Origin of the sequence: Streptomyces sp. NPDC006174 (assembly GCF_040614075.1) — a bacterium.
Taxonomy (GTDB): Bacteria; Actinomycetota; Actinomycetes; order Streptomycetales; family Streptomycetaceae; genus Streptomyces.
The window spans coordinates 63792-89887 of record NZ_JBEXTJ010000002.1; the positions used below are offsets into that span (position 1 = coordinate 63792).

Consider the following 26096-nt stretch of genomic DNA (forward strand, 5'->3'; position numbering starts at 1 on the left):
AGACGGCAAGTCGCCCATGGCTGAAGGATCTTGGCGTCACGTCATGGACGACTGGCCCGTACGCAAGCCGTCCCCGGCGCCGGACGGGGCGTCGGGGACGGAGAGGCGGTCCGCGGTGCTAGTCGGCGATCGGCAGGTAGACCCGGTTGCCGGAGGCCGCGAACTCCTTCGACTTCTCGGCCATGCCCTCCTCGATCTCCTCCTGCGAACCGCCGTGCTGACGCCGGATGTCCTGCGAGATCTTCATCGAGCAGAACTTCGGCCCGCACATCGAGCAGAAGTGCGCCGTCTTCGCCGGCTCGGCCGGCAGTGTCTCGTCGTGGAACTCCCGGGCCGTGTCCGGGTCGAGGGCCAGGTTGAACTGGTCCTCCCACCGGAACTCGAACCGCGCGTCGGAGAGCGCGTCGTCCCACTCCTGCGCGCCCGGGTGGCCCTTGGCGAGGTCGGCCGCGTGGGCGGCGATCTTGTAGGTGATGACTCCGGTCTTCACGTCGTCCCGGTTGGGCAGGCCCAGGTGCTCCTTGGGCGTGACGTAGCAGAGCATCGCGGTGCCCCACCAGGCGATCATCGCGGCGCCGATGCCCGAGGTGATGTGGTCGTAGGCGGGCGCGACATCCGTGGTCAGCGGGCCGAGCGTGTAGAACGGCGCCTCCTCGCAGATCTCCTGCTGGAGGTCGATGTTCTCCTTGATCTTGTGCATCGGGACGTGCCCGGGGCCCTCGATCATCGTCTGCACGCCGAACCGCTTGGCGATGGTGTTCAGCTCGCCCAGCGTGCGCAGTTCGGCGAACTGCGCCTCGTCGTTGGCGTCCGCGATCGAGCCGGGGCGCAGTCCGTCACCGAGGGAGTAGGTGACGTCGTACGTCGCGAGGATCTCGCAGAGCTCCTCGAAGTGCTCGTAGAGGAACGACTCCTTGTGGTGCGCCAGGCACCAGGCCGCCATGATCGATCCGCCGCGCGAGACGATGCCGGTCTTACGGCGGGCCGTCAGCGGCACGTACGGCAGGCGTACTCCGGCGTGCACCGTCATGTAGTCCACGCCTTGCTCGGCCTGTTCGATGACGGTGTCCTTGTAGATCTCCCAGGTGAGCTCCTCGGCTCGGCCGTCCACCTTCTCCAACGCCTGGTAGAGCGGCACCGTTCCGATCGGCACGGGGGAGTTGCGCAGCACCCACTCGCGGGTGGTGTGGATGTTGCGGCCGGTGGACAGGTCCATGACCGTGTCGGCGCCCCACTTGGTCGCCCAGGTCATCTTGTCCACCTCCTCCTCGATGGAGGAGGTGACGGCCGAGTTGCCGATGTTGGCGTTGACCTTCACCAGGAACCGCTTGCCGATGATCATCGGCTCGATCTCCGGATGGTTGACGTTGGCCGGCAGCACCGCCCGGCCCGCCGCGATCTCCTCGCGTACGACTTCGGCCTCGACGTTCTCCCGGATCGCGACGTACTCCATCTCCGGCGTGATCTCGCCGCGCCGGGCGTACGCGAGCTGGGTGACGGGCCGTCCGTCGCGGCTGCGGCGCGGCTGGCGCGGGCGGCCCGGGAAGACGGCGTCGAGGTTGCGCAGCCCGCCGCGCGGCGAGGTGTGCTTGAGCCCGTCGTCCTCGGGGCGGACCGGGCGGCCCGCGTACTCCTCGGTGTCGCCGCGGGCGATGATCCAGTTCTCCCGCAGGGGCGCGAGGCCCCGGCGGACATCGGTGTCGATTCCGGGATCGGTGTACGGCCCCGACGTGTCGTACAGCGTCACGTCCTTGCCGTTGGTGAGGTGCACCTGTCGAACCGGCACCCGGAGGTCCGGGCGTGAGCCCTGGACGTACCCCTTGTGCCAGCCGATGGACTTCCCGGCCTCGTCGTTCGGAGCGCCGTCCGGCGTTCCGTCGTTCTGTTTCGAGGCAGGCGTGCTTGCGTCCGCTGTGGTCATGAGACCTACTCCCTACGCCGGCATTACCCGGTAACAGGTTCGGCGGTCGGCGCAGCGTGTCCCGTACGGATGTACGGCGGTCAGCGCCCTCTCAGCCCGGTGCTCCGAGCTCCCGCGTGTGCAAAGGTGCCTCCACGCTAGCGTCCTTTCCGGCGAGCTGACCAGAGGGCCCTCCCGTTCTTGCGATGATCGCCCCGTGACCTCCCCCCAAAGCGACCCCGCACCCCAGCCGCCGCCCCAGGGCCACAGCCACGGCCACACGCACAGCCACGGACCCGCCGCACCGGTCTCCAAGCACCTGCGCAAGGTCATCGCCGCCGTGGTGATCCCGTTCGCCACGGCGGTCGTCGTCGGTCTGATCGCGTTCTGGCCCGGCGGCGCCCCCGACCACGAGCGCACCGGCGTCGGATTCGACCGGCAGACCCAGGACGGCAAGGTCGTCCAGGTCGTCAAGGTCGACTGCGCCGACGTCAACGCCGCACAGGTCCCGCCGACCGGCGACACCTCCACGCCCTCGGGCCGCGAGGCGGTCGCCGAGCAGGAGGGGAAGTGCGCGAAGGCGACCGTCGAGGTGACCAGCGGCGACGACAAGGGCCGTAAGTTCGTCGAGGTGGTCCAGCCGGACGCGCCGCGTCAACTGCGCGAGGGCCAGGGCGTGGTGGTGGCGTACGCACCCGACGCACCGCGCGACCTCCAGTACAGCGTCACCGATGTGAACCGGAAGATCCCCATGACGCTGCTGGCCGCGATCTTCGCCCTGGCGGTGGTCGCGGTGGGCCGGCTGCGCGGGGTGATGGCGCTGGTGGCGCTGGCCGTCTCGTTCGCCGTACTGACCCTGTTCATCCTGCCGGCGATCCTCCAGGGCTCGAATCCGCTGGTGGTGGCGGTGATCGGGGCCAGCGCCATCATGCTGGCGGCGCTCTACATGTGCCACGGGGTGACGGCCCGGACCTCCGTCGCCGTCATCGGAACGCTGATCTCCCTGCTGCTGATCGGCCTGCTCGGGTCGCTCTTCATCGGCTGGGCGGACCTGAGCGGCAACACCGACGACAACACCGGCCTCATCCACGGCCTCTACCCGGACATCGACATGAGCGGTCTGCTGCTGGCCGGTGTCATCATCGGATCGCTCGGTGTGCTCGACGATGTGACGGTCACCCAGACCTCCGCCGTCTGGGAACTGCACCAGGCGGACCCGCGGATGGGTTGGCGCGGGCTCTACCGGGCAGGTATCCGAATCGGACGGGACCACATCGCCTCGGTCGTGAACACCCTGGTGCTGGCGTACGCGGGCGCGGCGCTGCCGCTGCTGCTGCTCTTCTCCATCGCCCAGAGCAGCGTGGGCGCGGTGGCCAACAGCGAGCTGGTCGCCGAGGAGATCGTGCGGACGCTGGTCGGCTCGATCGGTCTGGTCGCCTCGGTGCCGGTGACGACGGTGCTCGCCGCGCTGGTGGTCTCCGCGGACCGCCCGGGCGCCTCCACCTCCTCGTCCACGGCCGCCGCGCCCGCACGGACGGGCAGGGGGCGCCGCCGTAAGGCGTGAGAGGCGTGAGGCGGGGAGGTACGTGCGGTGCGGCTCAGCCCGCGTTCTGTTCCTCGGCGAGGATGCGGCCGAGCGCGTCCTCCAGGTTGCCGTCGAAGTCACCCAGCGTGTGCTCCTGACCGAGCGGCACCAGCTTGTCGGTTCTGTCGAGGAAGGCGACGAGCGGTGCCGTACCGGCCCGGAACAGCGCGCGGTCCGCACCGACCTGGAGGCGGATGTGCACATCGCCGAGACCTTCGGGTTCGGTCGGGCCGATGTGCACATCGCCGTCGCCACTGGGGCTGTTGAGCCCGTCCAGCAGCAGCTCACGGCCGAACGCCCAGGTCACCGGGGCATCGCCGGGCAGATGGAACGTCATCCGGATGGCATAAGGATCAGCCACCTCGTACCGGAGCTCCACCGGAATACGGAACGAGAGCTCCTCGGAGACGAGGAAGCTCATCATGACCTCTGCTTGAACCGACTCGCGCATCGTTCAACCCCGCAGTAGATGAAACTGGCCAGGAATGATCCCCCATGGCCCCATTGACGCCATCGTGGTGCACGCGATAGCAGATCACAAGGAGTGATTTTTCAGATACTGATAGAGAACACGAACGAACGCAAGAGGCTCGCCACTTCGCCACGTAGCTGTTCGACTGCGGGCAGCAACCGTTCTTCCCGGTCCAGAGGTACGGAAATGGCCATCGCCGCAATGGTGGCACCGGCTGTGACGGGAATGGCGGCGCAGACGGTCCCCAGTGCGTACTCCTGGCGTTCGATGACCGGTTCACCCCGGCGCAGCGTTCGGAGCCGTTCCAGAAGCGCCGTGCGATCTCGCACTGAGTAACGAGTAAGGGGCCGAACGGGGTGCCGGTCGAGGTGGTCCTCGCGGTCCTTCTCGTCGAGCTGGCCGAGAAGACACTGCCCGATCGCGTGCGCGTGACCGGTCTCCCGGAAGGAAGCCCACTCGTCAACCGCCGGGGCGTCGGGAGCGTCCGCGACCGCGATGAGCTCGATCTCGCCGTCGCGGTAGACGGCGCAGTACACCGGGACGCCGATGGTGTCCCGCCAGTGTGCGAGGGAGTCGGTGACGGAGGCGGGGCGGCGCCTGGAGCCCCGGGCAGCGGTCAGGTTCTCGGCGGCCGCACCGAAGAGGAAGACGCCGTTCTCCCGGCGGAGGTAGCCCTCATGGGTCAGTGTGCGCAGCAGGTGGTACGCCGTCGGCAGCGGTAGCCCCGCCTCCCGCGCGAGTTGCTTGGCGGGCGCCCCGTCCCGATGGCTGCCCACAGCCTCCAGCAGCCTCAACGCCCGCTGAACAGAGCCGATCAACGTCGGGACAGCGGTGCTCGATGCCGTGGTCAAAGGTCACTCCCAGGCATGGTGACGGGCCGTCGGCCCTCCCGTGGGGGCCGCCCCCACGGGCCTGCCGCACCCACGACCGGACTGTCGTTCAAACCACTGGTCACTCGGTCGGTTCGGTGACAGAAGGTCACATTCCAGGTGGCGGCAGCGTTATGTCACTGTATCGGCCGCCTCCGGCAGGAGGGTGTTTTCCTCCGGGACTTAGCTCAGCTGGGCTAATCCGCAGGCCTGTGCGCACCCCCGATCCCGCACGGGCCCGCGGCAGCCTTCCTACCAGTCACCACGCGAGGACGAGGAGGACATGAACTTGCGTACGACGAAGACCAGGCCGCCGACCAGCACGACGAAGACCAGCACCTTGAAGAGCAGGCCGATCACGAAGCCGATCACACTGGCGATCAGACCGCCGAACACGAAGATCGCGATGACGGGCACCGCGATCCACTTCACCCACCAGGGCATCCCCGCGTAAATCTCCCGCACGGCCATCGCCATCTACCTCGTCTCTCTGGGTTGCTGCCTCGATGCTAAAGGCGCGAGGGACCCCGGCGGGGGCTGCGCAGCCCTTGAAGACCCCTGATCGAACCCTTAGGGAACCCGGGGCGACGGAGACCTCCGACCAGGGAGATCTCAGCCCTCCGGAGGCGAGAAGACGACCATCACCCGAAGGTCCTCGGTGATGTGGTGGAACTTGTGGGCCACTCCGGCCGGCACATAGACGACGCTCCCCCGGCCGACCTGGGTCGTCTCCGTCCCGACCGTGATCGACGCACGGCCGCTGACGACGAAGTACACCTCGTCCTGCTGGTGCGGCTGCTGCGGATCGAGTTCGCCCGCGTCCAGCGCGTACAGGCCGACGGACATGTTCCGCTCCCGCACGAACTGCAGGTACGCGCCGTCGTTGGCGGCCCGTTCCGCCTCCAGTTCGTCCAGTCTGAATGCCTTCATCGGCTCGTCCGCCCCTTGTGACCTGTGCCGTCGGTTCGCGTGCGCTGTCGGTGTCCACCACCGATCATGTCTGCCACGATCAGACACATGAAGAATTTCGTAGTCAAGACGATCGCCAACGCGGGTGCGCTGGCCGTGGCCATCTGGCTGATCGGGGACATCACGCTGGAGGGCGGCTCCACCGGCCGCAAGGTCCTCACCCTGATCCTGGTCGCGCTGCTCTTCGGTCTGGTGAACTTCCTGGTCAAGCCGGTGGTCCAGCTGCTGACCCTCCCCTTGTTCATCCTGACGCTCGGGCTGATCACCTTGGTGGTCAACGCGCTGATGCTGCTGCTGACCTCCTGGCTGGCCAACGTCTTCGATCTCAGCTTCCATGTCGAGGGCTTCTGGACCGCGGTACTCGGCGCCCTGATCATCTCGGTCGTCTCCTGGGCCCTCAACATGGTCCTGCCGGACGAGGACTGATTTCCCGGCCCTCCGGGGCCACCCGACCACTTGACTACGGAGCAGCATGAGCACCATGGGCGACGGAACGCGCGCGGTACGCGCCGGACTTCCCGAACCGGAGCAGTACGAGCCGACCCTGCCCGGGCCGGTCTTCGCCGCGCACTTCCACCTCTCCGGCGAACCGGTGGGCCCCTACACCTACGGCCGGGACACCAATCCGACGTGGACCCATCTGGAGCGGGCCATCGGCGAGCTGGAGGCGCCCGGCGAGGACGTGAGCACGACGGTGTTCGCCTCCGGCATGGCGGCGATCACCGCGGTGCTGCTCTCGCAGGTCCGCACCGGCGACACCGTGGTGCTGCCGGACGACGGCTACCAGGCGCTGCCGCTCGTACGGGAGCAGCTGACGGCCTTCGGCGTCGAGGTCAAGGCCGCGCCGACCGGCGGCGATGCCCAGCTGGCGCTGCTGGAGGGCGCGAAGCTGCTGTGGATCGAGAGCCCCTCCAACCCGGGCCTGGACGTCTGCGACATCCGCCGGCTCGTGGCCGCCGCGCACGAGGCGGGCGCGCTGGTCGCCGTCGACAACACCCTGGCCACGCCGATCGGCCAGCGCCCGCTGGAGCTCGGCGCGGACTTCTCGGTCGCCAGCGACACCAAGGGCATGACCGGGCACGGCGACATCCTGCTGGGCCATGTCACCTGCCGTGATGCCGGACTGACCGCCGATGTACGGCGCTGGCGCAAGGTCGTCGGTGCGATCCCCGGCCCGATGGAGGCCTGGCTCGCCCACCGCTCGCTCTCCACGCTCCAGCTGCGCATCGAGCGGCAGTGCACCACGGCGCTGGCCCTCGCCGAGACGCTGGCCGAGCGGGCCGAGGTCACCGGGCTGCGGTATCCGGGGCTGCCGACCGACCCGTCGTACGGGATCGCCGTGCGCCAGATGCGGCGCTTCGGTTCGGTGGTGTCGTTCGAGCTGGCCGACCGGGAGACGGCGGAGCGCTTCCTCTCCGCGCTGCGGCTGGTCGACGACGCGACGAGTTTCGGAGGCGTACGGTCCACCGCCGAGCGCCGGGGCCGCTGGGGTGGCGACGCCGTGCCGGAGGGCTTCATCCGCTTCTCGGTCGGCGCGGAGGACCCGGAGGACCTGCTGGCGGACGTCGCGCGGGCGCTGGACGAGGCGGCCCGGTAGGCCGGGGGAGTTTCAGACGGGTCCGCGCGGGCCACTCTCTTGCCATGACCGAACGTCCTGTGGTCAAGCGCACCGCACGCGCCATCCTGCTCGACGGCGACGACCTCGTCCTCATCAAGCGTACGAAGCCGGGGGTCGATCCGTACTGGCTCACGCCCGGCGGCGGAGTCGAGCCGGAGGACGCCACCGTCGTCGAGGCCCTGCACCGCGAGGTCGACGAGGAGCTCGGCGCCAAGATCGTCGATGTGGTGCCCTGCTTCGTCGACACCGTCGAGCACATCGCGGACGGCGGAGTCACGGGGGTGAAGGTCCAGCACTTCTTCGTCTGCCGGCTCGCGTCGATGGACGTGACCCGGCGGCACGGCCCGGAGATCGACGAGCCCTGCGGTGAGTACGAGATCGTCCGGGTGCCGTTCAGCCGGGTCGGGATCGCCGCCGTTCACCTCGTACCGCTCTCGCTGCGCCACTATCTGGACGGCAACATCGAAGGCGTACGGGCGATGCATGCGCCTGACCTGAGCTGACGGCGCCGGGTCTCCGCATGCGTCCGCCGTCATGTTTCACGTGAAACATGACGGCGGACGCTTCGGTTCTCGGCCAGTTCCGGGAAACCGGTGGACGAGGGATCATCACGTCGGACAGCCTGGCCCCATGCACAGCCCATCACCCCTGCCCCTCGTCGACCTGCCCGTACGGCGCCTCACCCGGCGAGATCTGGTCGCCTGCGCCGACCTCTCCGAGGAACGCGGCTGGCCACGCGACGAACACCGATGGGGGCTGCTGCTCTCCGCGGGCACGGGGTACGGGATCGCGGAGCCGGACGGGAAGGGCCTGGTCGCGGCCTGTGTGGTGACGTCGTACGGGCCCCGTCTGGCGGCCGTCGGGATGCTGCTCGTCGCCGGACGCCACGCCCGCCAGGGGATCGCCCGACGCCTCATGCGCCATGTCATGGACGAGACCGGGTCCACTCCGCTCGCGCTGTACGCCACACCTCAGGCACAGCGGCTCTACGAGGAGCTCGGCTTCGCCCACGTCGGCCGGACCGAGCGGGTGCTCGGCCCGTTCCAGGCGGAGAACCGGCCCTCGGCCGTCACCACGCGCGCGGCCGCCGCGGACGATCTCCAGGCGATGATCCGCCTCGACCTGCCGGTCTTCGGGGTCGACCGTACGCACATCATCGCCCGGCTCCCGGCCTTCTCCGACCGGCTCCAGGTCGCGGAGGAGAACGGCGAACTGACCGGTTACGCGGCCCTCTGGCCGAGCGGCGACGCCCACGCCGTCGGCCCGCTCATCGCGCGCGACACGGCGACCGCCAAGGCCCTCGTCACCGCGCTGGCCGCCACGACGGACCGGCCGCTGCGGGCCGACGTCGACGCGCGCCACGAGGAGCTGCACGGCTGGCTGGTGGAGCGCGGCCTCGAACCGGGCTCGCGGACCGCGGTGATGACGTACGGCACAGCGGACCTCCCGGGCGACGCGACCCGCAGGTTCGCCCCGCTCACCATCGCGACGGGCTGACGCGCGACAGCCGCACCGCCGGTCGGGCGGTGCGGCCACGCCGGCATCCGGCTCGGGTTCTCCGCCTTAGACGAGGGAGTCCGCGGCGGCGGCGGAGGCGAACCCGTGGTCCTGCTCCGGCGCTCCTCCGCCGACCCCGATGGCGCCGATCAACCGGCCGCCGCGGTGCAGCGGGACGCCTCCGGCGATGAAGAGCAGCGGGCGGTCCAGCGCGGTCGGCAGGGTGTGGAAGAGCCCGCCGGGCTGGACGGCGTCGACCAGGTCCGCGGTCGGGGTGTCGAGCTGCAGCGCGGTGAACGCCTTGCGGGTGCTGGTCTCTCCGGCGATGAGGACCGCTCGGTCGTCACGCCGGAAGGCCAGGAGGTGGCCGCCCGCGTCCACGACGCTCACGGCGACGGCGACTCCGGCCGCCTCGGCGGCGCTGCGAGCGGCGGTGACGAGAGCCTCGGCGTCCTGGATGGTCAGCGGGGCGACGGTGGTGGTGCTCATGGGACTGCTCCTGTTCGTTGCGTGGTGCGGTGAGGGAGGGCCTGCGGTGGGGCTCAGTGCCGGGCCTGAGCGGTGACCGTCGCCGGGCTGTGCCCGGCGACGATCCGGTCTCCGGTGTCGGCGGTACGGCGTTCCAGCAGGCTGGAGACCACGGCCAGCACCAGGGCGGAGGCGGCGAGGGCGGCGCCGATCCAGTTGGGGGCGGTGTAGCCGAGGCCGGCGGCGATCACGAGGCCGCCGAGCCAGGCGGAGAGGGCGTTGCCGAGGTTGAAGGCCCCGATGTTGACCGCGGAGGCCAGGGTGGGAGCGCCGGCGGCCTGGTCGAGGACCCGCTTCTGCAGCGGAGGGACGGTCGCGAAGCCCAGGGCGCCGATGAGGACGATGGTGACGGCCGCGGCGACCTTGTTGTGGGCGGTCACGGTGAACAGGCCGAGGACGAGGGCGAGCGCGCCGAGCGAGACGTACAGCATCGGCATCAGGTGGCGGTCGGCGAACCGTCCGCCGACCAGGTTGCCGCCCACCATGCCGAGGCCGAACAGGACCAGCAGCCAGGTGACGGAGGAGGCCGAGTAGCCGGCGATCTCGGTCATCATCGGGGTGATGTAGGTGATCGCGGCGAAGACTCCGCCGAAGCCCAGGACGGTCATGGCCATCGCGAGGAGGACCTGGACGTTGCGGAACGCGGCCAGTTCGTGGCGGATGCGTACGCCTTCGGCCTTGGGCTGCTCGGGGACGAGCTTCGCCACTCCGAGGAGCCCGATCACGCCGAGGAGCGCCACGATGACGAAGGTGGTCCGCCAGCCCGCGGACTGTCCGACGTAGGTGCCGAGCGGGACGCCGACGACATTGGCGACCGTGAGTCCGGTGAACATCATGGCGATGGCTCCGGCCTTCTTCTGCGGAGCGACGAGATCGGCCGCGACCACCGAGCCGATGCCGAAGAAGGCACCGTGCGCGAGGGAGGCGATGACCCGGCCGGCGAGCATGACGCCGAAGACGGGAGCGAGGGCGGACACCAGGTTGCCCACGATGAAGAGCCCCATCAGAAGCATCAGCATCCGCTTACGGGTGACCCGGGTGCCGAGGAGGGTCATCAGCGGGGCACCGAGGACGACCCCGAGCGCGTAGCCGGTGACCAGGAAGCCTGCGGTCGGGATCGAGACCTGGAAGTCCGCGGCGACCTCGGGGAGCAGCCCCATGATCACGAACTCGGTCGTTCCGATCCCGAATGCCCCGATGGCCAGGGCCAGGAGCGCGAGCGGCATGGGTTCCACCTTCTCTGAAGATTGCGTCTGCACCTTACGAGCGTCCACAATAATTGCAGGCGCTGGTTAATTGCAAGCGCGGGCTATTGCAGGCGTCCCCTATCCTGGAATCACGCAGCTCCCGCACGGAGGAGAGACCATGACCGCGACCGACCCGGCCCTGACCGCCCTCGCCCAGGGCTGGTGCGCCCTCTCCTTGCTCCACGGGAAGATCGAGACCCGCATCGAGCGCGCCCTCCAGTCGGGTCATGGGCTCAGCGCGCGGGAGTACTCGCTGCTCGACGTGTTGAGCCGACAGCACAGCGGCCCCGGCGGCCATCTCCAGATGAAGCAGGTCGCCGACGCCGTGGTTCTCAGCCAGAGCGCCACCACCCGCCTGGTCACGAGGCTGGAGGACCGCGGCCTGCTGACCCGGTATCTGTGCGACACCGATCGGCGAGGCATCTACACCGATGTCACCGAGGCCGGTCTCACCCTGCTCGCGGAGGCCCGGCCGACCAACGACAGCGCCTTGCGTGCGGCGCTGGACGAGGCCTCGGAGAACCCCGAACTGGCGCCGCTGGTCCGGGCGGTCGAGGAGCTGAAGGTCGCGGTCTGACGGCCGTCGAGCGCGTACTCTGCCGACCATGAGCGATCTTGAGATACGCCCCGTTGCCGAGCCCGACCTCGACGCCGTGGTGGCCATGCTGGCCGACGACCCGCTCGGCGCGCAGCGCGAGTCGCCGGACGACCTCACCCCGTACCGCGCGGCGCTCCGGCGGCTGGCCGACGACCCGAACCAGCACGTCGTCGTCGCCGTCCGCGAGGACCGTGTGGTCGGGACCCTCCAGCTGACCGTGATCCCCGGCCTCTCCCGGCGCGGCGCCACCCGCTCGATCATCGAGGCCGTCCGCATCCACGCCGACGAGCGCGGCAGCGGGCTCGGTACGCAGCTGATCCAGTGGGGGGTCGACGAATCCCGCCGCCAGGGCTGCCAGTTGGTGCAGCTGACCTCGGACGTCACCCGCGAGGACGCGCACCGCTTCTATGAGCGGCTCGGCTTCACGGCCAGCCACGTGGGCTTCAAGCTCGCTCTCTGAAGGGCTCGCTCTCTGCATGGCAACGGCCGGTGGGGTCGGTGTTTCACGTGAAACACCGACCCCACCGGCCGTCACAGCCCAGGCGTCAGCCGCCGAGCCCTCGCCAGCCCGCCGGGTCCAGCCCGCCCGGAACGTCGGCGCCCGCCTCGTACGGCTCCCGGGTGAAGGCGAACGACCCGAGGTCGAGGTGGTCGACCGAGCCGTCGACCCGGCGTACGACACGCAGGGTCTCCCCCGCGTAGTAGTCGTCCAGGCCCGTCCAGGTGCCGTCCGCCTGAGGCACGAAGGCCGCTCCGCGACCGGTACCACCCAACGGCCTGAGCGCAAGACCCCGGCCCCCGGTCAGCCTCAGCGTGAACGTATGGGTCCCCCAGTGCCAGATCCCGGTCAGAGCCAGCAGCTCCTGGTCGACCTCGGGCAGCGGGCGCCAGGGCTCCGGGATCCGCGGCTCGGCGTCCGCGACGATGGCCAGGAGTTCGGCGGCCACCGTGGCGACGGGCAGGCCGGAGGTGGCGTTGGCGAGGGCGACCGCGGCGATGTCGTCCTGCTCGCTGAACCAGAGGCCGGCGACGAAGCCGGGCAGCGAACCGGCGTGCCCGAAAAGGACACGGCTGTCGGTCTTCACGATCTGCAGGCCGAGGCCGTATCCGTAACCCCCGGTCTCGGCAGCCGCGGCGGGCGTCCTCATCTCCCGTACGGAAGCGGCCGACAGGACCCGGTCGTCGCCCTCGGCCAGGAAGGCGGCGAAGCGCAGCAGGTCGGCCGCGGTCGACCAGAGCTGACCGGCGGGCGCCATCAGCCCGAGGTCCTCGGCGGGCTCGCTCACCACCACATCGGCCCAGGGGTGCACGGCCCAGCCTTCCGCGTACGGGGCGACCGGCTCGTAGGCCGTGCGGTGCAGGCCCAGCGGCTCCAGGATCTCGCGGCGCAGCGCCTCCTCCCAGGAAACCCCGCGCACCGCTTCGACCAGCGAACCGAGCAACGTATAGCCCGGGTTGGAGTAGTGGAAGCGGTGGCCCGCCGGATGGATCTGCGGCCGCTCGCCGAGCACATCGGCAAGCTCGGGCCGCAGGCTCCCCGGCGTCCGCTCCCACCACGGGGCGGGCGTCTCGGCGCCCAGGCCCGCGCTGTGGCCGAGCAGTTGGAAAACGGTGGCACCACCCGCTCCGGTGCCGGGGAGGTGCTTCTCCAGCTGGTCGTCCAGATCGATCAGGCCCTCGTCGCGCAGCCTCAGGACCAGCACCGCGGTGAACGTCTTGGTGATCGAGCCGATCCGGTACTGCGTATCGGCGTCCGGCGCCTGCCCCTCCAGGCCCGTACGGCCCCCGCTCCACGCCACCCGGCCCTCCCGCCGCACGGCGGCCGCGAGGGAAGGCGCCCGGCCCTCCCGCTGGGCCGTGGCGACGCGGTGGAGGAGAGAGCGCCGGGTGCTGGGAAGCAGTTCTTCACGCGGAGAAGTCATGGTCAACCATTACCTGACGAGCTGCCGCCGGACGAGCGGTTTACCGGGCGGCGAGAGTCCGGGGAGAAGGCTTCAGCGCTTCCGGCCGTACGTCCGCACCAGAACCCCGTTCGCGAACGTGCGCACTTGCTCCAGCGTGAACTCGTGGGCCGCGAAACCGGACCCGAACATCGGCATCCCGGAGCCGTACACCAGCGGATAGGTCTTGATCACGAGCTCGTCGACCTCGTCGGTCAACTGGCCCGCCAGCCGGGATCCGCCGCAGAGCCAGATGCCCAGCCCGTTCTCCTCCGCCTTCAACTTCCTGACCCTGCCGACCACGTCCTCCGCGATCAGCTCCACGTTCGGATCCGGCGACTCGGTGAGCGTCCGGGAAGCGACGAACTCGCGCATATGGCCGTAAGGGCTCGTCACCCCCATGTCCAGGCCCACCTGGTAGCTGGCCCGTCCCTGGACCACGGTGTCGAACCGCCGGTTCTCCAGGTGCTCGATTCCCAGAGCCTTGCGGCCCGGGGCGGAGATCGTCTCCGGGTACTCCTCCTTGAGGAAGGCGATGAACTCCTCGTCGACGAAGGCCATCATCGTCTCGGCATCACCTTGCGGGTCACCGATGAAGCCGTCGATCGAACAGGCGATGAAGTAGGTGAGCTTGCGCATGTGTTCCCCGTTCGACGTGCCGGCGCGGGCCCGACGGCCCAGGACGAGGCGGCGACCGTGTCACCAGAGTGAGGAGCCGCAACCAGGACACTTATAGTGCTTCAGGTGTAGTGGTCGCGCAACCTCTTTCCGGAGGACGACGAGCAGGGAGAAGGACGCATGGCGAAGAACCCCGAGCGCAGGGTGGCGCTCACGGACGCGGCGATCGAGGTCCTGGCGCAGGAGGGCGCCCGCGGCCTCACCTTCCGCGCTGTGGACGCCCGGGCCGGCGTGCCGGTGGGCACCGCGTCGAACTACTTCAGCAGCCGTGACGACCTGTTCATGCAGACCGGCGCCCGCATCCACCACCGGATGACCCCGGACCCGGCCCAGGTCGAACAGGCGCTGCGCCCCGAGCCCTCCCGTGAACTGGTCGCCGAGCTGATGCACTGGCTGGTCCGGCGGATGACCGACGACCGCACCGGCTACCTGGCCCTGCTGGAGCTCCGCCTGGAGGCGACCCGCCGCCCGGAGCTACGGGCCCAGCTGACCCGGACCGTCCGCACGGCCTTCGAGGAGAGTGCCGCCTTCCACCGCGACACGCACCTCCCCGGCGACCACTCCGCCTTCCTCGTCCTCTACCTGGCCATGACCGGCGTACTCCTGGAGCACTTCACGCTGCCCGACATGCTCGGCGACATCGCCCTCGGCACTCTGGTGGACACAGTCGTGGAGCGGATCATTCCGGGCCGGTGACGCGGCTACTGTAGGTTCTCACTTTCGGTGTCATGCGCCGACGCTATGACCTGGACGTTCCCCTCCAGTCTTACGATGTGTCGGCAAACGGCTGTCTCAGATCGATGTCATTTCCTCAGACTGCCCAGCCGGCCGCGCCGGACCTCACGAGCCTGCATCGGCAGCCGTCCGTTCCATCCACTCCCGCACCTTCACTGCTTGCTCGATGCGGTTGACGATGTCCTTCTTGGATGCCGTGTCCAAGGTCTCCTGGATCTTGTCGAAGGTGTCAGGAAGGACGTCGAGGAGACCCCAGATCTGCTCGCCGGTGCTGACGGTCAGCAGTTGCTGGCACCTCCACTGCAGCGGCACCTCGGGACGGTGCGTGAGCCGCTGCACGAGTGGCGGGAAGAGGTAGTACGTCGCTTCTGCGGCGAGGTGCTCTCGTAGCCAGTCGACCGGGAGCCGCTGGCTGAAGCCATGCATGGCGGCCTCCTGGGCCAGGTCCAGGAGCTGAGCGGTGTCGACGGCTCGGACGGTGCGGGGAAGGGTCGGGGTCATGTCGCGATGATGCCAAGAAGCCAGTGCGGCGCCGAGAGGTCAGCTGGGCCGGGATGCAATCTGCTGACGGGCAGGGCCCCAGACATCCTCGAACTCCTCGAAGGTGAGTTGTTCGGGGTCGTGGCCTTCCCATTCCGAGACGGGCAGCTCGGCGGTGATCCCGAATCTGCTGTCGTAATCACCGAGGCGGCCTGCGTCGCGGGCCCGCTGCCACTCGGCGAGGGAAGCAGCTGCGATCGGGACCAGCTCAGGCCCTTCGAGTTCGACCTGCCGGATCACAGCCTTCGGCGTCGACCTCGAAGTAGAACCAGGTGTCTTCTTCGTCCCAGTAGCAGCGCATCCATGTGGTCACCAGGCCATGATGCCGGGCCAGATGCGCCGCCCTACTCCGCTCTGTCTCATGCTTGGGCGACGAATCCTGCGGATCGGTCGAGCTGGAAAGGAGAACCGACCCGGGTTGGATCCCAGCCTTGATCCCGTGCCTCTCGAATGCTGGCAGCAACGTGAGCCGGACGAATGGGCTCCGTCTCGACGCCCACCCAGTTGCTGGGATGGGCCTGACTGCTGGTGACGATCAAGGTCGTGCCTGGCTGGCTGCCGCTGGCCGCTTCAACCGCATAGGTCATCGGTGTCCAGCAGAGTCCCTGCATGTAGGAGGGCTTCCTGCGGATCCGCCAGCGGTACTCGATCCCGTCAATGGTTATGCGCCGGGAACCCTTCTTGTTCAGCGCCATCTTCGCCTCCTCCGCTGTTGGACTCTGCTGTGTCTCCGCGGTCGCGAAAAGCAGTTTGCACGCGCAGGTCCGAGCGTTGTCGCCGACAAGCGCCTGCGGGACTACGGACGGCTTGATCAGCCCATAATTGGTGTCAGTGCCGAGCGACCCGGCGCATCGTACCCGCCCCGGGTGCGCTCACCGCGATCGGAGAGCATCGTGAAGAACAGTGCGTTGTGGCGAGTGGTCGACAACGAGAGTGGTACCCAGTCCATCGTCAGCACGCCCTCCGAGGCGGTCACGTTCGTCAACAGCCGGTTCGACACCGATGACGACGACGAGCCGTTCAGCATCACCAACGTCGGCCCTCTCCTTCCGAAGCCGCTCGGGGTCATCACCGCATGGGCAGCCGAGAAGGACTGCGAGCGAACCGACGGGCGTACTGCGCCGATCACCATCAGGCCGGTTGTGACGGATAACGCCATCGAGAGCAATGATGTCGTGCTCTGGGGCGACGTGTATGTCTCGTGGGACCACGACATGTACACCGTCGAGGGGCCAGACGGCTCCGAGTACAGCGAGGCTTACAACGCAGCCGAGTTGAGCGAGATCCTCGACGAGTACGCCGGCGATTACGAGTACGCGCCTGACGGGCCTGACAGCCACAGGTGGCCGAAACCGAAAGAGTTGATCACCTACGGCGCTCAGGAGTGCGCCAAGCGGTTCGGGCACCTCGACGACGACGCCCTGCTCTGGCTGGCTGCCACCCGCATCACGCTCGTCGTGTGGCGCAACACACCCGTCGAGAACTGGCATGCAGGACAGAGTCCGCTCCACGACGGCACGATGATGCGGATCAACGCGGCAACCACCCGACTCGTTCGCTCGATGCTGTCGTTCGACCATGTCGACTGGATCGCTGTCGGTCTCGCGATCGTCAACCCGTCTAGGGTTCTACCGACCGGGCAGTCCGTGCTTGAGCTCGGGCTGGCCTGCCACAACCCTGACGACCCGGCGCACGAGGTTGATCCGCGAGAAGAAATCGCGGAGATGGCACAGGTCGCGATCTCATGGGGGCGAAGGTACTGCCTTAACGAGAAGGAGTTCGGCCTGCGAACCCTGATCGAATCCTTCTGCACGTCCGACAACGGCTGGTTCGGAGCTCCGAGTTGGGGGCGCATCGTCGATCGGTTCCTTACGGCTGTCGACGACCGGGAGAATGCTCACTGGCGCATTCACCGGGACAAGCCTTGGTTCGACGAGTGGTTCACCAACCGCCCGGCCGACATTGCAGACACCACGGAATTTCGTCGGCTGCTCCATGCCGGGCCCGACCTGCTGTCCGAGGAAGCCGCCGAATGGTGCGTGGATGGTGCCATCGGCTACGTCTGCCAGGACGACCACGCGAACGACTGCTGGCGGTGCGGTATCCCACTGGCAACGGAGTCCCCCAACGAGTGAATGTGGGCACCAGCATAGAAAAGCAGCAATCCACTGACCGCGCTCTCTCCCGCCTACTCGGCGGCCTCCCCCTGCTCGGGGAGCCAGTCGCGGCTCCACTGACCGGAGATGTGCGGGTGCTTCTGACGGATCTGTGGCAGCAACGCTGACCCGGCTGCCCGCCGGTCGGTCACAAGCTCCGCGAGCCCTACAGGAAGGACGTGTTCGTGTCCGATCCGCTGACGAGTGATGGGATTGGCCAGCGGTTCTCAATCCCGTGTCAGATTCCACCCACTCGCGCACGGTCACTGCTCGCTCAATGCGGCTGACGATGTCCTTCCTGGACTCCGCCTCCAAGGTCTCCGGGATCTTGTCGAAGGTGTCGGGAAGGACATCGAGGAGACCCCAGACCTGTTCGCCGGTGCTGACGGTCAGCAGTTGTTGGCACCTCCACTGCAGTGGCGCCTCAGGACAGTGCGTGAGCCGCTGAAACGGCACAGTGAGCGATGGAAGACGCGACCAGGCGGTGTCCCAGGTTTCTCGACGTCCGGGGTCTCCATCCAAAATCTGTGTGGATTCACAAGCGCCGTGCGCACAACCGTCGACGCAACCTGGCGAACCGGCCGTCCGTGATCTCGCCGGTTTGCCGCGCGAGCTCGTGCCGATCGCGTTCACGGTTCGCGGTGACCTCCTCAGGCGAGTACCAGCGGCTCCACTGCACCTTGCCCTTGCGGATCCAGTAGTGCGATTGACACGACAGATCCCAGTTGCCGACCGAAGGTGTCAGGGAGACGTTCTCGCCGTCGTAGGTGAACGACCACTGCGCTGGTGACAACGGCGTGATCACCTCTTGTCCGCAACCGCAGCAGCACAGATGGCCGCAGGTGCTGTACGCGATCGAGATGTACAGCACCCCCTGCTCCATGGCTGCTGGAAAGCTCTCGACGAACTCCGGCCGGAGGAAGCCGACTGCGGTCACGTCAGGTCCTCGTTGGAGATCTCGTTCGTGATCAACGAGTAGGTGGCGAAGCCCTCTCCCGTCGCATCTGCGTAGGTGCCGACGTAGCGCTTCCAGCGGATGACCGCGAGCATCGCGTTGAGCGCGTTCAGGTCAGCGGTCTGAATATTTCGCCCGTAGTCGTCTCGTTCAGGTGCCGGGATCGGAATCCTGCAGCGGGCCTGCTCGCGGCGCCCCGGCAGACTTGCCGTGACCCGCAGCAGACCGCCGAGTCGGCCATCGGTCTCGTCGATGCCCAGTCCAACGTCGATGAACGGCACGTCGTGGGCCTCCAACCAGTCCATGATGACGGGCTTGCCCGCGGCGTCGTCCGATGCGAGAAAGACGAACGTCGCCCCTTGGAGGACTTCGAGGTTGTCCTCGTCCAGGTACTCCTCGCACACGGTGATGCCACGGTGCATGTTCGAATAGACCGCCGCGAAGTACGCCGCCTTGTTGGGACGGTCGCGCAACGTGTCGAGGGTAGCCGCGCCCGGTGCTCGGAAGGCGTTGTGGTTGTCGAAAGTGTCACCGTCGACAACCAGGATCGAGTCAACCTCGGTCTTGGAAACCTGGTCGAGGATGTAGCTCCCGGTCCCGCCGAGGCCGACGATCACGATCCGGTGGCCCCGGTACCGCCGGTTGACGGCGGCGAGGCCAGCTCGCGACGTGGCCGTGTCCCGGTAGACGAACGGCGTGTCGTCGTCGATCTCCTGCCAGGCCGCGCCGGGAGTGGGCGTCACCGAGCTGTCGATGGCCTGTGCCTGGTCGGCGACCATCCGTACATAGGCGGTGACCTTGGAGTAGTGGTCAGGGTACCCGCTCGGGCTCGGCTTGCTGGAGAGCATAAAGCTCACCTGCAGTCCCTCGGCGACCGCTCGGGATTCAGGATTGGCCATCGTCAGTTTCCGGCCGTGCTCGTCGCAAGGGGTCGAGCCTCCGAACCAAATGCGGTGGTCGGTGTCGGATACGACGCGGTCTCCGCTAACAGTCACCGGATAGGCGAAGAAGCCGTACTCGATGATCCTCGCCTCGGTGACATAGGGGATGTGCCGAACGAGCAGGTGCCCCGCCTGCACGACGACGTCGAACCCTTCATCGAGCAGGCGGGACAGATCGGGATCACGAACGAGAGGTGCGGTAGACATCGAAGACCATTCCCTTCTTCACCCGCACGCTGTGGCCGGCGGTCAGGCTCCCCGACCCGTGACCGTCGTGGCCGCGGCTGTATCGGACCGTGAAGGTGTCCTCGCCGGTGCCGGGCTGGCCGGGGTAGGCCAGCTCGACAACCTGCTCGAAGGAGATGTCCTTCGCCGTCCAGGGGTGCGATCGGGTGTTGACGATGATCGTGACGGGGCGGGGCCCGTGGTTGTCCTGCGTCATTGGGTACTCCTTCGGCGTGGGGACAGGCCGACCGACACCCACGCCGAATGTCAATCGATGCTCGAAGTTTCGAGCAGATACACTGTAGCAGAGGTGATCGACATGTCGAGCACTACGAGAAGTCGGGGGCAGTGATGAGTGACAGTCCGAGCGTGGACGTCAAGGCCTTGCACGCGGCCTTGGAGGCGGCCCGCCTGGAGAAGGATCTATCCGGCCGACAGCTGGCGAAGGAGATTGGGGTAAGCGCATCCACCATCTCGCGCATGGCTAACGGGCTGAAGCCCGACGTCACGGCGTTCGCGGCGATGACGACGTGGCTGCGCATGCCAGCGGAAGTGTTCTACGTGGTTCCCGGCGCAGAGACACCTGAAGAGGAGCCGGAGCTCGCGGCGTCACTCGTTCCACTACTCCGGGCTCGCCGGGATCTCTCCGAAGGTGACGTGGACTACCTCCAAGAGGTTATCGGAGCGGCCGCACGGCGGTTCCGTGCGGAACGTGGCGGTCGGAGCAATTGAGGTGCGCTGGACGCAGGCCCTCATGCGAGAGTGACCCAGGAGGAGCGAGCTGCCCTCGGCTTGAGGACCAACGCCCCGTTCGACCCGTATGCACTCGCCGAGGAACACGGCATCGACATATATACGCTCGGCAGTCTGGTCGAGTTTGGCATCGATGATGAGGTCATCAACCACTTCACGACGGTGGACGCGTCCGCGTGGTCGGCCGCGCTGGTGCCCCTGGGAACGGCACGGATCATCATCGAGAATGAGTCGCACACCATAGCCCGACGCAGGTCGAACATCGCGCACGAACTCGGCCACCACCTACTGGAACACCCCTTCGACAACGTGATCTTCGGCGAGGACCACAAGCGTCAGTTCGATGAGGAACAGGAGAAGCAGGCAACGTTCATGGCCGGTGAGCTGCTGATTCCGCTCGCTGCGGCGGAGCGCATGGCGTTCGACGGTTGGGACAATGCGCGCGTAGCCGCGGCATACGGAGTGAGTGAGCAGTTTGCGCAGATGCAGATGAAGGGGCAGCGAGTACGCGCACAGCGGGCCGCGAGCAAATACGGATTCCGGTCTCCGACAGGGCACACTCGCTGATCGCGAGACAGTCATGTCACCGCAGAGCGAGCCTCAGCCTTCACGGCTGCGTACCAGCTCGGCGAACAGCCCTAAGCACGTTCCCCCCCAAGGGGGTCAGCTTCATGGGCCTACCGCGTTCGGCTCTAACCAGCAGCAATCCGCCAAGCTCGTTCGATCCGGTTGATCTGCGCGACGAGGACGAATGCGTTGAGCCCCAAGCCGCTGGCCGCCGCGCCGAGACTGGGGTATGCGGATGCGGCCGCGAATCGGTTCAGGCGTTCTCTGGCCCCCTGCCCTGTGAGTGCCGGCCGGAGGATGCGGGGCGCTCTGCTGGTCTGCTCGGCAGCGCCAAGTGCCTGGCTGTGGCTGGCTCCTCCGCGTGATCGCAGCGGAACGTTGTGGGTGTGGGCCCAGCGCGCCATGTTCGCGGTGCTCATGCCGGCTTCTCGGGCGAGGTCCGGCAAGGTCCGACGGTGGTGGACGTACTGCTCGATGAGCCAATCCCGGTCGACGGTGCCGCGGCGCTTGTAGTCCTTGGGCCCCTCGCGGAGCGGGATGCCGTAGTCCTTGGCGAGGCCGGTCAGCACGCTGCGGGAGAAGCCGGTGAGGGTGGCGATCTGCTGGAGGGACCGGTGTTCGTCGAGGTAGAGCCGTGTGAAGCACTCTGCCGGGATGGCTTGCCGGGCTTGCCGCCGGATGCGGCCCGTGGCTCTGGCGGCGCTCTTCGTCAGCGGGGGTGCGGGGGCTGGGTGTTCGTCGAGAACATGCCGGATGGCCTCGACGGTCGTGCCCAGGACCTGGGCGGTGTGCTGAACGGGGTGCTGGCGTTCGCGGACGAGCTGGTGCAGGCGGGGCAGGTCGACGCGCGCCGGGTCGGGGCCGGGAAGGGAAAGCCCTCCCAGCAGGGTGGCGGGCGGCTGCCAGTTCAGGGGCTCGTCGTGGATGTGGTGTGAGGCCAGGAAGCTGAGGGCTTCTTGCTGGAGGGCGTGCGCGAGTTCGGGGGTCTGAAGCGCGGTGAACCGCAAGGACGTCGCCCGGAACTCTGCGCTGTCGAGCCCGCCCAGGTCATCGGGGAGAGACTCGGCGGGCAGGCCGCTGAGACGTTGGAAGAGCTGGCTGCGTGCGATGCATTCGCGCCGTCCGGTTCCCGGTGGTGTTCCGGTGCGGCGGCAGATCTCCAGCCAGCGGGCATGAGAAAGCAGGCCGGTGTAGTCGAGGAGTCGGCGCCGGCCTTAGTCGATGGGGGCGCTGTTGGTGTCGAGGTAGTCGACGAGCCGGTCCAGGGCAGTGGCGATGCCCGGCCATTGCGGAAGGTCGTCGAGTTCCTGGAGGAGTCGTGAGACTTCGATGCCGTCGATGGCGTTGCCGATCAGCTCGGCTGCCTGGTCCAGGGATGCGTGGCTGTCGGGTATCAGCAGCAGGGCGGCGAGAACGGGGGCCAGAGCCCGCGCATGAATTCCTTCAGGTGGTGCGAGCCGGATCGTCCAGGGCGGCCAGAACATCGTGGGGATCTTCCTGGCTCGCTGCTCGATGTCTTGCGTGGTCCTGATCGGTCGGCGGGGAGTCTCGGCCGCGATGCGATAACGGACGCATTCGCTGGGGCGGAGGGAAGGGGCGAGGGCGGCCAGGTGCACGGACTGCAGCACCGGACTGATGCCCCGCCCCCAGCTGTCGATGCTGGTCGCGGAGATCCGCGCGAGTTCCTCGCGTACTGCTTCCAGCAGGTCCCTCAGGGCCTCGCCGGCCGGTTTGATTCCTGGTTGCTCCAGGATGCTCAAAGCCATGGTGACCGCGACGGCTGTGTCCACGGCTCGGAAAGGGGCCATGAAGCCAGGGCGTTCCGTTGCCTGTTCGATGTGAGGGGAGACCGGACCGGTGGTGAGGTGCGCTTCCGCAATGTCAGCCGGGATCCGTTCCCGTAGGACAGCTCCGGGAAGGTCGCTCAGGACGCGGATGCCCAGGGCCCGGATGTCGGCCAGCACTGCCGATGCCGGCTGGGGAGAGATCCGGTAGGGGCCGAAAGCAGCTGTTGCCCCGTCGATGATCTCCATCACTCGGTCCTGTGCCATGAGAACCGGATGGCCAGGAGACAAGAGGAGCGTCGAAGCGCGGGTCAGATCGGTGCCGCAGCCCGCCGAGAACGGGCGGGCGGGGCGGGTCGGTGGATTGCCGCAGAGTTCAGGCTGGGGGACCGACCGGCCGGAACGGGGCCGCTGCCGCGGCACCCTCCCGCAGTGCGGGCAGCAGTCCGCCAGCAGTCTGCGGTGCTGGGTGCAGGCGAAGGAGAAACCGAGCCTCCAGGACAATTGCCATCGCCCATCACTGGCAAGAAGGCACTCCGGGCAGAACCGGGATCCCCCTCCGCGGCCCCAAAGGACGTGCCGTGACACGGCCCGGCCTCCGGCACTCATGTGGAGGGCCCGTCCGTCGTAGTGCGCCAAGGTCAGGGCAGCGACTGTCTCCGGGGACGTCCCGGTGGCGTGCGCGACGGCATTGGTCAGCTGTTCGTCGAGGACGATCGTCCAGTCTGCCGGGATGCCCCTGAACTGGTCTCCGGCCCGGTGCCGGACCGGGAAGCCGAAATGCAGCAGGACATCACCGAGCGCGGTGTCCATCCGCCTGGCCATCGCCTCCAGCCATGAGTCCAGAGCCTCGCCGGGCAGCGGAGGCAGCCGGATCGGCAGGGTGCGGGTCGGCGTTCTCATGCGGGGCGTCGGCTCCGGGGCCGCGGGCGGCTGGTCAGCCGTTTCTTCTCCAGCGCAGTCTGCAGTTCGAGGCGGGCAGCCTCGGATGCCTCGTCGTTCTTCACCCGGTCCATCAGCTCCTGGTCAAGACGTTCGGCGCCGGTGCGGACCGCCCGCTGGCAGCTGCGGTTGATCAGCGTCATCAGCGAGCCGATGTGTCCGGTGCTGCGGGCGAAGAGGTAGTCCGACAGCTCGTCCGCGAGCATGCCGGGGTGCTTGTCGGCGAGCACGACGCGCTGTTCGAGGGCCAGCAGCATCTGCCGCCATTCCCGACGACCGGCCTCCGTATCGATGGTGAACGGACGAAGCCCGAGGCGGGTGGTGCGGCGGCCGGTCTGGGCCAGAGCTGTGTCGCGCCCGTTCGTTCCTTCGCCGAACAGGCCCTTCTTCGCGAGCTCGACCCCCACCATCAGCAACGTCACCGGGAACTCGTTGGCGATCCACTTCAGGTGGTTGCTCACCTCGATGCCGCTCTTCTGTCCCCATTTCAAGAAGTGCAGATCGTCCAGAACCACCAGGCGGACATCGCAGGACAGCACGCAGTCCAGCACCCGCCGTCCGAACTGGGCGGTGGTCCCCCGCATCTGTCCGGGGTGGCCGAAGAACTCCAGCATGGCCCGGTTGAGATCCTTCATTCCGGTGTTCCCAGTCAGTCCGACCCGGCAGACCGGGATCCGCTCGTGCCCTTGGCTCGTGAACGCTCCCGACTCCTCGACCTCCCGCTGGTGGAAGTCGCGGGCGAAGGCGAGCACCGAGGTTGTCTTGCCCAGCCCCGGGAACGCGTCGACGGCCACTGCACCTTTGGCCTTGTCGCCGTCCTGCTCGTTGCTGTCGACGATGTCCCATAGGTCTTCATGGAGCTCTGTCAGTTGCGGCGTCTTGACCGGGCCGATGTTCGCGTGCCACCGCCGACGCTCACGGTCGTAGTCCGCCGGCGCCTGTGTGGGCAGGGACTTCAGCTGCTTGCGGGTCAGCAGGTCGGGCCGGCTGCGGCGAGGGCTCTCGGCGAACGCCTTGAAGTCCTCCTTCCGCGACAAGGCAAGATTGCCCGGTTGCGGAACGCTGCCGTCGTTCACACGTCCTCCAGGGCATCGGCGTAGAAGTCGTCCTCCCCGGCGAGGTCCTCCAGATCGGCCTCGTCGTCATCCCCGGTCTCCGTCACCACGTCGGGCTCCCGCAGTTCCGCGGTCTGCTCGTCCTGGCCAAGGGCCTTGCGTACGGAGGGAAGCGAGACGACCGTCTCCGCCTCACTCTCCGGAAGTTCGATGCGCGGCCTGCTCGCGCGAGAGCCGCAGGGCCATGCGCCGCTCGGCGATCGTGGTGCCCAGGCCGAGATTCCACCGCTCCAACAAGTCAGCGACGGCAAGCCGGTCGTCGGGAAAGCGATACTTCGAGGCAGCCAACTGCCGGGCGAATGTCAGCGCGTCCTCGCTCAGCGGCATCTCGGCCGACGGCGCGTGTTCCCAGACCAGCGTGTGCCAGGCCCGCCTATCCGGATCGCGGAAGTAGATCCGGGTGATGTCGTCGGGGTCCACCTGGAAGGGCCAGCCGTTCTTGACCGGACTGTCGTAGGGGCTGCGGACCCCCGGCTCGGGCAGGCCGGGGCCGCTGTAGCGGCGGCGGCCGATCTCGACCCCGTAGTGCTGGACCGTGCGCCACTTCGTCTGCAGGAACTCGAACGCAAGATTGCGATCCCGGGGAACCTCGATGTAGCCGGCGCGGGCCATCCCGTGCTCGAACACCTTCGCCGGGGACATCCGCAAACCCGGCAGGCCCGGATCGACCAGACCTGAGTGCGGCCTGCAGTGATAGACCGCCGCGGTCCACTCCCGGATGATCGACTCAAGCTCGTCGAGGAAGAAGAATGCGTGGTCCTCCGGGCTCTCGCCCCGCGAGTGGATGTCGGGCCCCTTGTAGCCGGGCAGCACCTGCAGCAACCCCTCCCTCAGGGTCCGGAAGTAGCGCTCGACCGGCCCCTTGTCGCGGCCCGTCCGCAGCCGGGCCGGCTGGATGGAGATGCCCATCCGTCGGCAGACACTGGTCAGATGCTCCGAGACATAGACCTTGCCGTGGTCGACGACCAGCGTCTCGGGGACCAGAGGCGGACGAGGCCAGCCCCGGTCCAGTGGCGCCTTCGACATCGACCAGGACAGTGCGGGGAATGCCGTGCTCGGGCCAGACCGCGTGCCGCGGCCAGTCCCGCCCAGCCGACCGCGGCCGAAACGACGCGAACAGCACCGCACTGATATCCACCGCCTTCGTCGAGACCGGCGTGAGCCGGATCCCCGTGATGCAGCGGGTGTACCAGTCCATCCCGACACTCAACTCGGCCTGAACCCACTTCAGCGTCAGCGGGTCGAACGCGAAGACGTCCAGGCGGGTGGAGTCCATCAGCAGGTACTCACCCGGCCGCGTCGGCCGCAGCTTGCCGTACGGACCCTCCGGCCGATCGGCAATATCCCGATTGCGCTTCGTACTCAACCGGAACAGCGGGTGTCGCCGCTCCAGCTCTGTGAGCACCCGGTAGGCCGTGGCTTGGCTGGGCTGGGGTACGACTTCAGGACCGAACCGCGCGATCACCCGGGCCTGAGTCCGGT

General features: G+C 68.0%; 29 protein-coding genes, 2 pseudogenes and 1 riboswitch. Of the genes and pseudogenes, 11 read left to right on the top strand and 20 right to left on the bottom strand.

The genetic code is table 11. The annotated features are described in order from the left end of the window. Positions 1-118 precede the first annotated feature (118 nt). Positions 119-1921, bottom strand: a complete 1803-nt coding sequence (gene thiC, locus ABZ267_RS04705) for a phosphomethylpyrimidine synthase ThiC (RefSeq protein ID WP_356756011.1) — start codon at positions 1919-1921, stop codon at positions 119-121. Next, positions 1914-2047: riboswitch (TPP riboswitch) on the bottom strand. Its footprint overlaps the gene before it by 8 nt. A gap of 70 nt (positions 2048-2117) precedes the next feature. Between thiC and ABZ267_RS04710 the strand changes: the two genes are divergently transcribed. Continuing rightward, entirely contained in the window at positions 2118-3464 is a 1347-nt protein-coding gene (locus ABZ267_RS04710) for a YibE/F family protein (protein WP_356756013.1), read from the top strand. Between the two features lie 34 nt (positions 3465-3498). Here the strand turns inward: ABZ267_RS04710 and ABZ267_RS04715 are convergent, their stop codons facing one another. From ABZ267_RS04715 to ABZ267_RS04730, 4 genes are all read right to left on the bottom strand, one after another. Further along, a complete protein-coding gene (locus tag ABZ267_RS04715; RefSeq protein ID WP_356756015.1) occupies positions 3499-3936 on the bottom strand; it encodes an SsgA family sporulation/cell division regulator in 438 nt (145 codons plus the stop codon). A 101-nt stretch (positions 3937-4037) separates the two neighbouring features. Beyond that, positions 4038-4808 carry a helix-turn-helix domain-containing protein gene (locus ABZ267_RS04720; RefSeq protein ID WP_356756017.1) on the bottom strand — a complete coding sequence of 257 codons (771 nt, stop codon included), beginning with the start codon at positions 4806-4808 and terminating at the stop codon, positions 4038-4040. Between the two features lie 270 nt (positions 4809-5078). Then, positions 5079-5291 (bottom strand): DUF5326 family protein, encoded by a 213-nt coding sequence (locus tag ABZ267_RS04725; RefSeq protein WP_356756025.1) that lies wholly within the window; start codon positions 5289-5291, stop codon positions 5079-5081. 147 nt (positions 5292-5438) lie between these two features. Then, positions 5439-5756 (bottom strand): cupin domain-containing protein, encoded by a 318-nt coding sequence (locus ABZ267_RS04730; RefSeq protein ID WP_069743704.1) that lies wholly within the window; start codon positions 5754-5756, stop codon positions 5439-5441. Positions 5757-5843: 87 nt separating this feature from the next. On the opposite strand from ABZ267_RS04730, the gene ABZ267_RS04735 reads away from it, so the two are divergent. From ABZ267_RS04735 to ABZ267_RS04750, 4 genes are all read left to right on the top strand, one after another. After that, positions 5844-6221: a phage holin family protein gene (locus tag ABZ267_RS04735; protein ID WP_356756019.1), complete on the top strand. Its 378-nt coding sequence runs from the start codon at positions 5844-5846 to the stop codon at positions 6219-6221. Positions 6222-6267: 46 nt separating this feature from the next. Then, positions 6268-7392: a cystathionine gamma-lyase gene (locus tag ABZ267_RS04740; protein ID WP_356756021.1), complete on the top strand. Its 1125-nt coding sequence runs from the start codon at positions 6268-6270 to the stop codon at positions 7390-7392. A gap of 44 nt (positions 7393-7436) precedes the next feature. Beyond that, positions 7437-7916, top strand: coding sequence for an NUDIX hydrolase (locus tag ABZ267_RS04745; RefSeq protein WP_356756023.1), 480 nt, complete (start codon positions 7437-7439; stop codon positions 7914-7916). A 127-nt stretch (positions 7917-8043) separates the two neighbouring features. Continuing rightward, positions 8044-8910, top strand: coding sequence for a GNAT family N-acetyltransferase (locus tag ABZ267_RS04750; protein ID WP_356757028.1), 867 nt, complete (start codon positions 8044-8046; stop codon positions 8908-8910). A 66-nt stretch (positions 8911-8976) separates the two neighbouring features. Here ABZ267_RS04750 and ABZ267_RS04755 read toward each other — a convergent pair whose 3' ends face one another. Continuing rightward, on the bottom strand, positions 8977-9399 hold the full coding sequence (locus tag ABZ267_RS04755; protein WP_356757030.1) for a heme-binding protein: 423 nt from the start codon (positions 9397-9399) through the stop codon (positions 8977-8979). Between the two features lie 53 nt (positions 9400-9452). Continuing rightward, complete coding sequence (locus ABZ267_RS04760; protein WP_356757032.1) at positions 9453-10664, bottom strand: MFS transporter; 1212 nt, start codon at positions 10662-10664, stop codon at positions 9453-9455. A gap of 139 nt (positions 10665-10803) precedes the next feature. Between ABZ267_RS04760 and ABZ267_RS04765 the strand changes: the two genes are divergently transcribed. Next, a complete protein-coding gene (locus ABZ267_RS04765) occupies positions 10804-11262 on the top strand; it encodes a MarR family transcriptional regulator (RefSeq protein WP_356757034.1) in 459 nt (152 codons plus the stop codon). Positions 11263-11290: 28 nt separating this feature from the next. Continuing rightward, positions 11291-11743 (top strand): GNAT family N-acetyltransferase, encoded by a 453-nt coding sequence (locus tag ABZ267_RS04770; protein WP_356757036.1) that lies wholly within the window; start codon positions 11291-11293, stop codon positions 11741-11743. 85 nt (positions 11744-11828) lie between these two features. Here ABZ267_RS04770 and ABZ267_RS04775 read toward each other — a convergent pair whose 3' ends face one another. After that, positions 11829-13205: a serine hydrolase domain-containing protein gene (locus ABZ267_RS04775; RefSeq protein ID WP_356756766.1), complete on the bottom strand. Its 1377-nt coding sequence runs from the start codon at positions 13203-13205 to the stop codon at positions 11829-11831. A gap of 72 nt (positions 13206-13277) precedes the next feature. Further along, positions 13278-13862 (bottom strand): dihydrofolate reductase family protein, encoded by a 585-nt coding sequence (locus ABZ267_RS04780; RefSeq protein WP_356756764.1) that lies wholly within the window; start codon positions 13860-13862, stop codon positions 13278-13280. A 159-nt stretch (positions 13863-14021) separates the two neighbouring features. Here ABZ267_RS04780 and ABZ267_RS04785 point away from each other — a divergent pair, with 159 nt between their 5' ends. Continuing rightward, on the top strand, positions 14022-14597 hold the full coding sequence (locus tag ABZ267_RS04785; RefSeq protein ID WP_356756763.1) for a TetR family transcriptional regulator: 576 nt from the start codon (positions 14022-14024) through the stop codon (positions 14595-14597). A 144-nt stretch (positions 14598-14741) separates the two neighbouring features. On the opposite strand, the gene ABZ267_RS04790 is transcribed toward ABZ267_RS04785, so the two are convergent. The 3 genes and pseudogenes from ABZ267_RS04790 to ABZ267_RS04800 all read right to left on the bottom strand — a co-directional run bounded on the left by ABZ267_RS04790 (position 14742) and on the right by ABZ267_RS04800 (position 15871). After that, positions 14742-15137 (bottom strand): hypothetical protein, encoded by a 396-nt coding sequence (locus ABZ267_RS04790; RefSeq protein ID WP_356756761.1) that lies wholly within the window; start codon positions 15135-15137, stop codon positions 14742-14744. A gap of 39 nt (positions 15138-15176) precedes the next feature. After that, positions 15177-15477: pseudogene (locus ABZ267_RS04795) on the bottom strand (hypothetical protein). Between the two features lie 58 nt (positions 15478-15535). After that, the gene (locus ABZ267_RS04800; protein ID WP_356756759.1) at positions 15536-15871 is read right to left on the bottom strand and encodes a hypothetical protein; all 336 of its coding nucleotides are present in this window, start codon (positions 15869-15871) and stop codon (positions 15536-15538) included. 198 nt (positions 15872-16069) lie between these two features. Between ABZ267_RS04800 and ABZ267_RS04805 the strand changes: the two genes are divergently transcribed. Further along, positions 16070-17311 carry a hypothetical protein gene (locus ABZ267_RS04805; protein ID WP_356756757.1) on the top strand — a complete coding sequence of 414 codons (1242 nt, stop codon included), beginning with the start codon at positions 16070-16072 and terminating at the stop codon, positions 17309-17311. A gap of 264 nt (positions 17312-17575) precedes the next feature. Here ABZ267_RS04805 and ABZ267_RS04810 read toward each other — a convergent pair. The 4 genes and pseudogenes from ABZ267_RS04810 to ABZ267_RS04825 all read right to left on the bottom strand — a co-directional run. Further along, positions 17576-17779, bottom strand: a pseudogene (locus ABZ267_RS04810) (hypothetical protein); the annotation flags it as partial. Positions 17780-17867: 88 nt separating this feature from the next. After that, complete coding sequence (locus ABZ267_RS04815; RefSeq protein ID WP_356756755.1) at positions 17868-18269, bottom strand: DUF6527 family protein; 402 nt, start codon at positions 18267-18269, stop codon at positions 17868-17870. Continuing rightward, positions 18266-19435 (bottom strand): ThiF family adenylyltransferase, encoded by a 1170-nt coding sequence (locus tag ABZ267_RS04820; protein ID WP_356756753.1) that lies wholly within the window; start codon positions 19433-19435, stop codon positions 18266-18268. Before ABZ267_RS04820 ends, ABZ267_RS04815 begins: the two co-directional genes overlap by 4 nt. Further along, positions 19410-19670, bottom strand: a complete 261-nt coding sequence (locus tag ABZ267_RS04825) for a multiubiquitin domain-containing protein (RefSeq protein ID WP_356756751.1) — start codon at positions 19668-19670, stop codon at positions 19410-19412. The genes ABZ267_RS04820 and ABZ267_RS04825 overlap by 26 nt, the downstream gene beginning before the upstream one ends. A gap of 152 nt (positions 19671-19822) precedes the next feature. On the opposite strand from ABZ267_RS04825, the gene ABZ267_RS04830 reads away from it, so the two are divergent. Together ABZ267_RS04830 and ABZ267_RS04835 are read left to right on the top strand one after the other, a co-directional pair. Next, on the top strand, positions 19823-20185 hold the full coding sequence (locus ABZ267_RS04830; RefSeq protein ID WP_356756749.1) for a helix-turn-helix transcriptional regulator: 363 nt from the start codon (positions 19823-19825) through the stop codon (positions 20183-20185). A gap of 30 nt (positions 20186-20215) precedes the next feature. Continuing rightward, positions 20216-20773 carry an ImmA/IrrE family metallo-endopeptidase gene (locus ABZ267_RS04835; protein WP_356756747.1) on the top strand — a complete coding sequence of 186 codons (558 nt, stop codon included), beginning with the start codon at positions 20216-20218 and terminating at the stop codon, positions 20771-20773. Between the two features lie 125 nt (positions 20774-20898). Here ABZ267_RS04835 and ABZ267_RS04840 read toward each other — a convergent pair whose 3' ends face one another. From ABZ267_RS04840 to ABZ267_RS04855, 4 genes are all read right to left on the bottom strand, one after another. Continuing rightward, positions 20899-21780, bottom strand: a complete 882-nt coding sequence (locus tag ABZ267_RS04840; RefSeq protein ID WP_356756745.1) for a hypothetical protein — start codon at positions 21778-21780, stop codon at positions 20899-20901. Positions 21781-21987: 207 nt separating this feature from the next. Then, a complete protein-coding gene (locus tag ABZ267_RS04845; protein WP_356756743.1) occupies positions 21988-23460 on the bottom strand; it encodes a TniQ family protein in 1473 nt (490 codons plus the stop codon). Next, on the bottom strand, positions 23457-24575 hold the full coding sequence (locus ABZ267_RS04850; protein ID WP_356756741.1) for an AAA family ATPase: 1119 nt from the start codon (positions 24573-24575) through the stop codon (positions 23457-23459). The genes ABZ267_RS04845 and ABZ267_RS04850 overlap by 4 nt, the downstream gene beginning before the upstream one ends. A 171-nt stretch (positions 24576-24746) precedes the next feature. Then, on the bottom strand, positions 24747-25640 hold the full coding sequence (locus ABZ267_RS04855; RefSeq protein ID WP_356756768.1) for a hypothetical protein: 894 nt from the start codon (positions 25638-25640) through the stop codon (positions 24747-24749). Between the last annotated feature and the right edge of the window lie 456 nt (positions 25641-26096).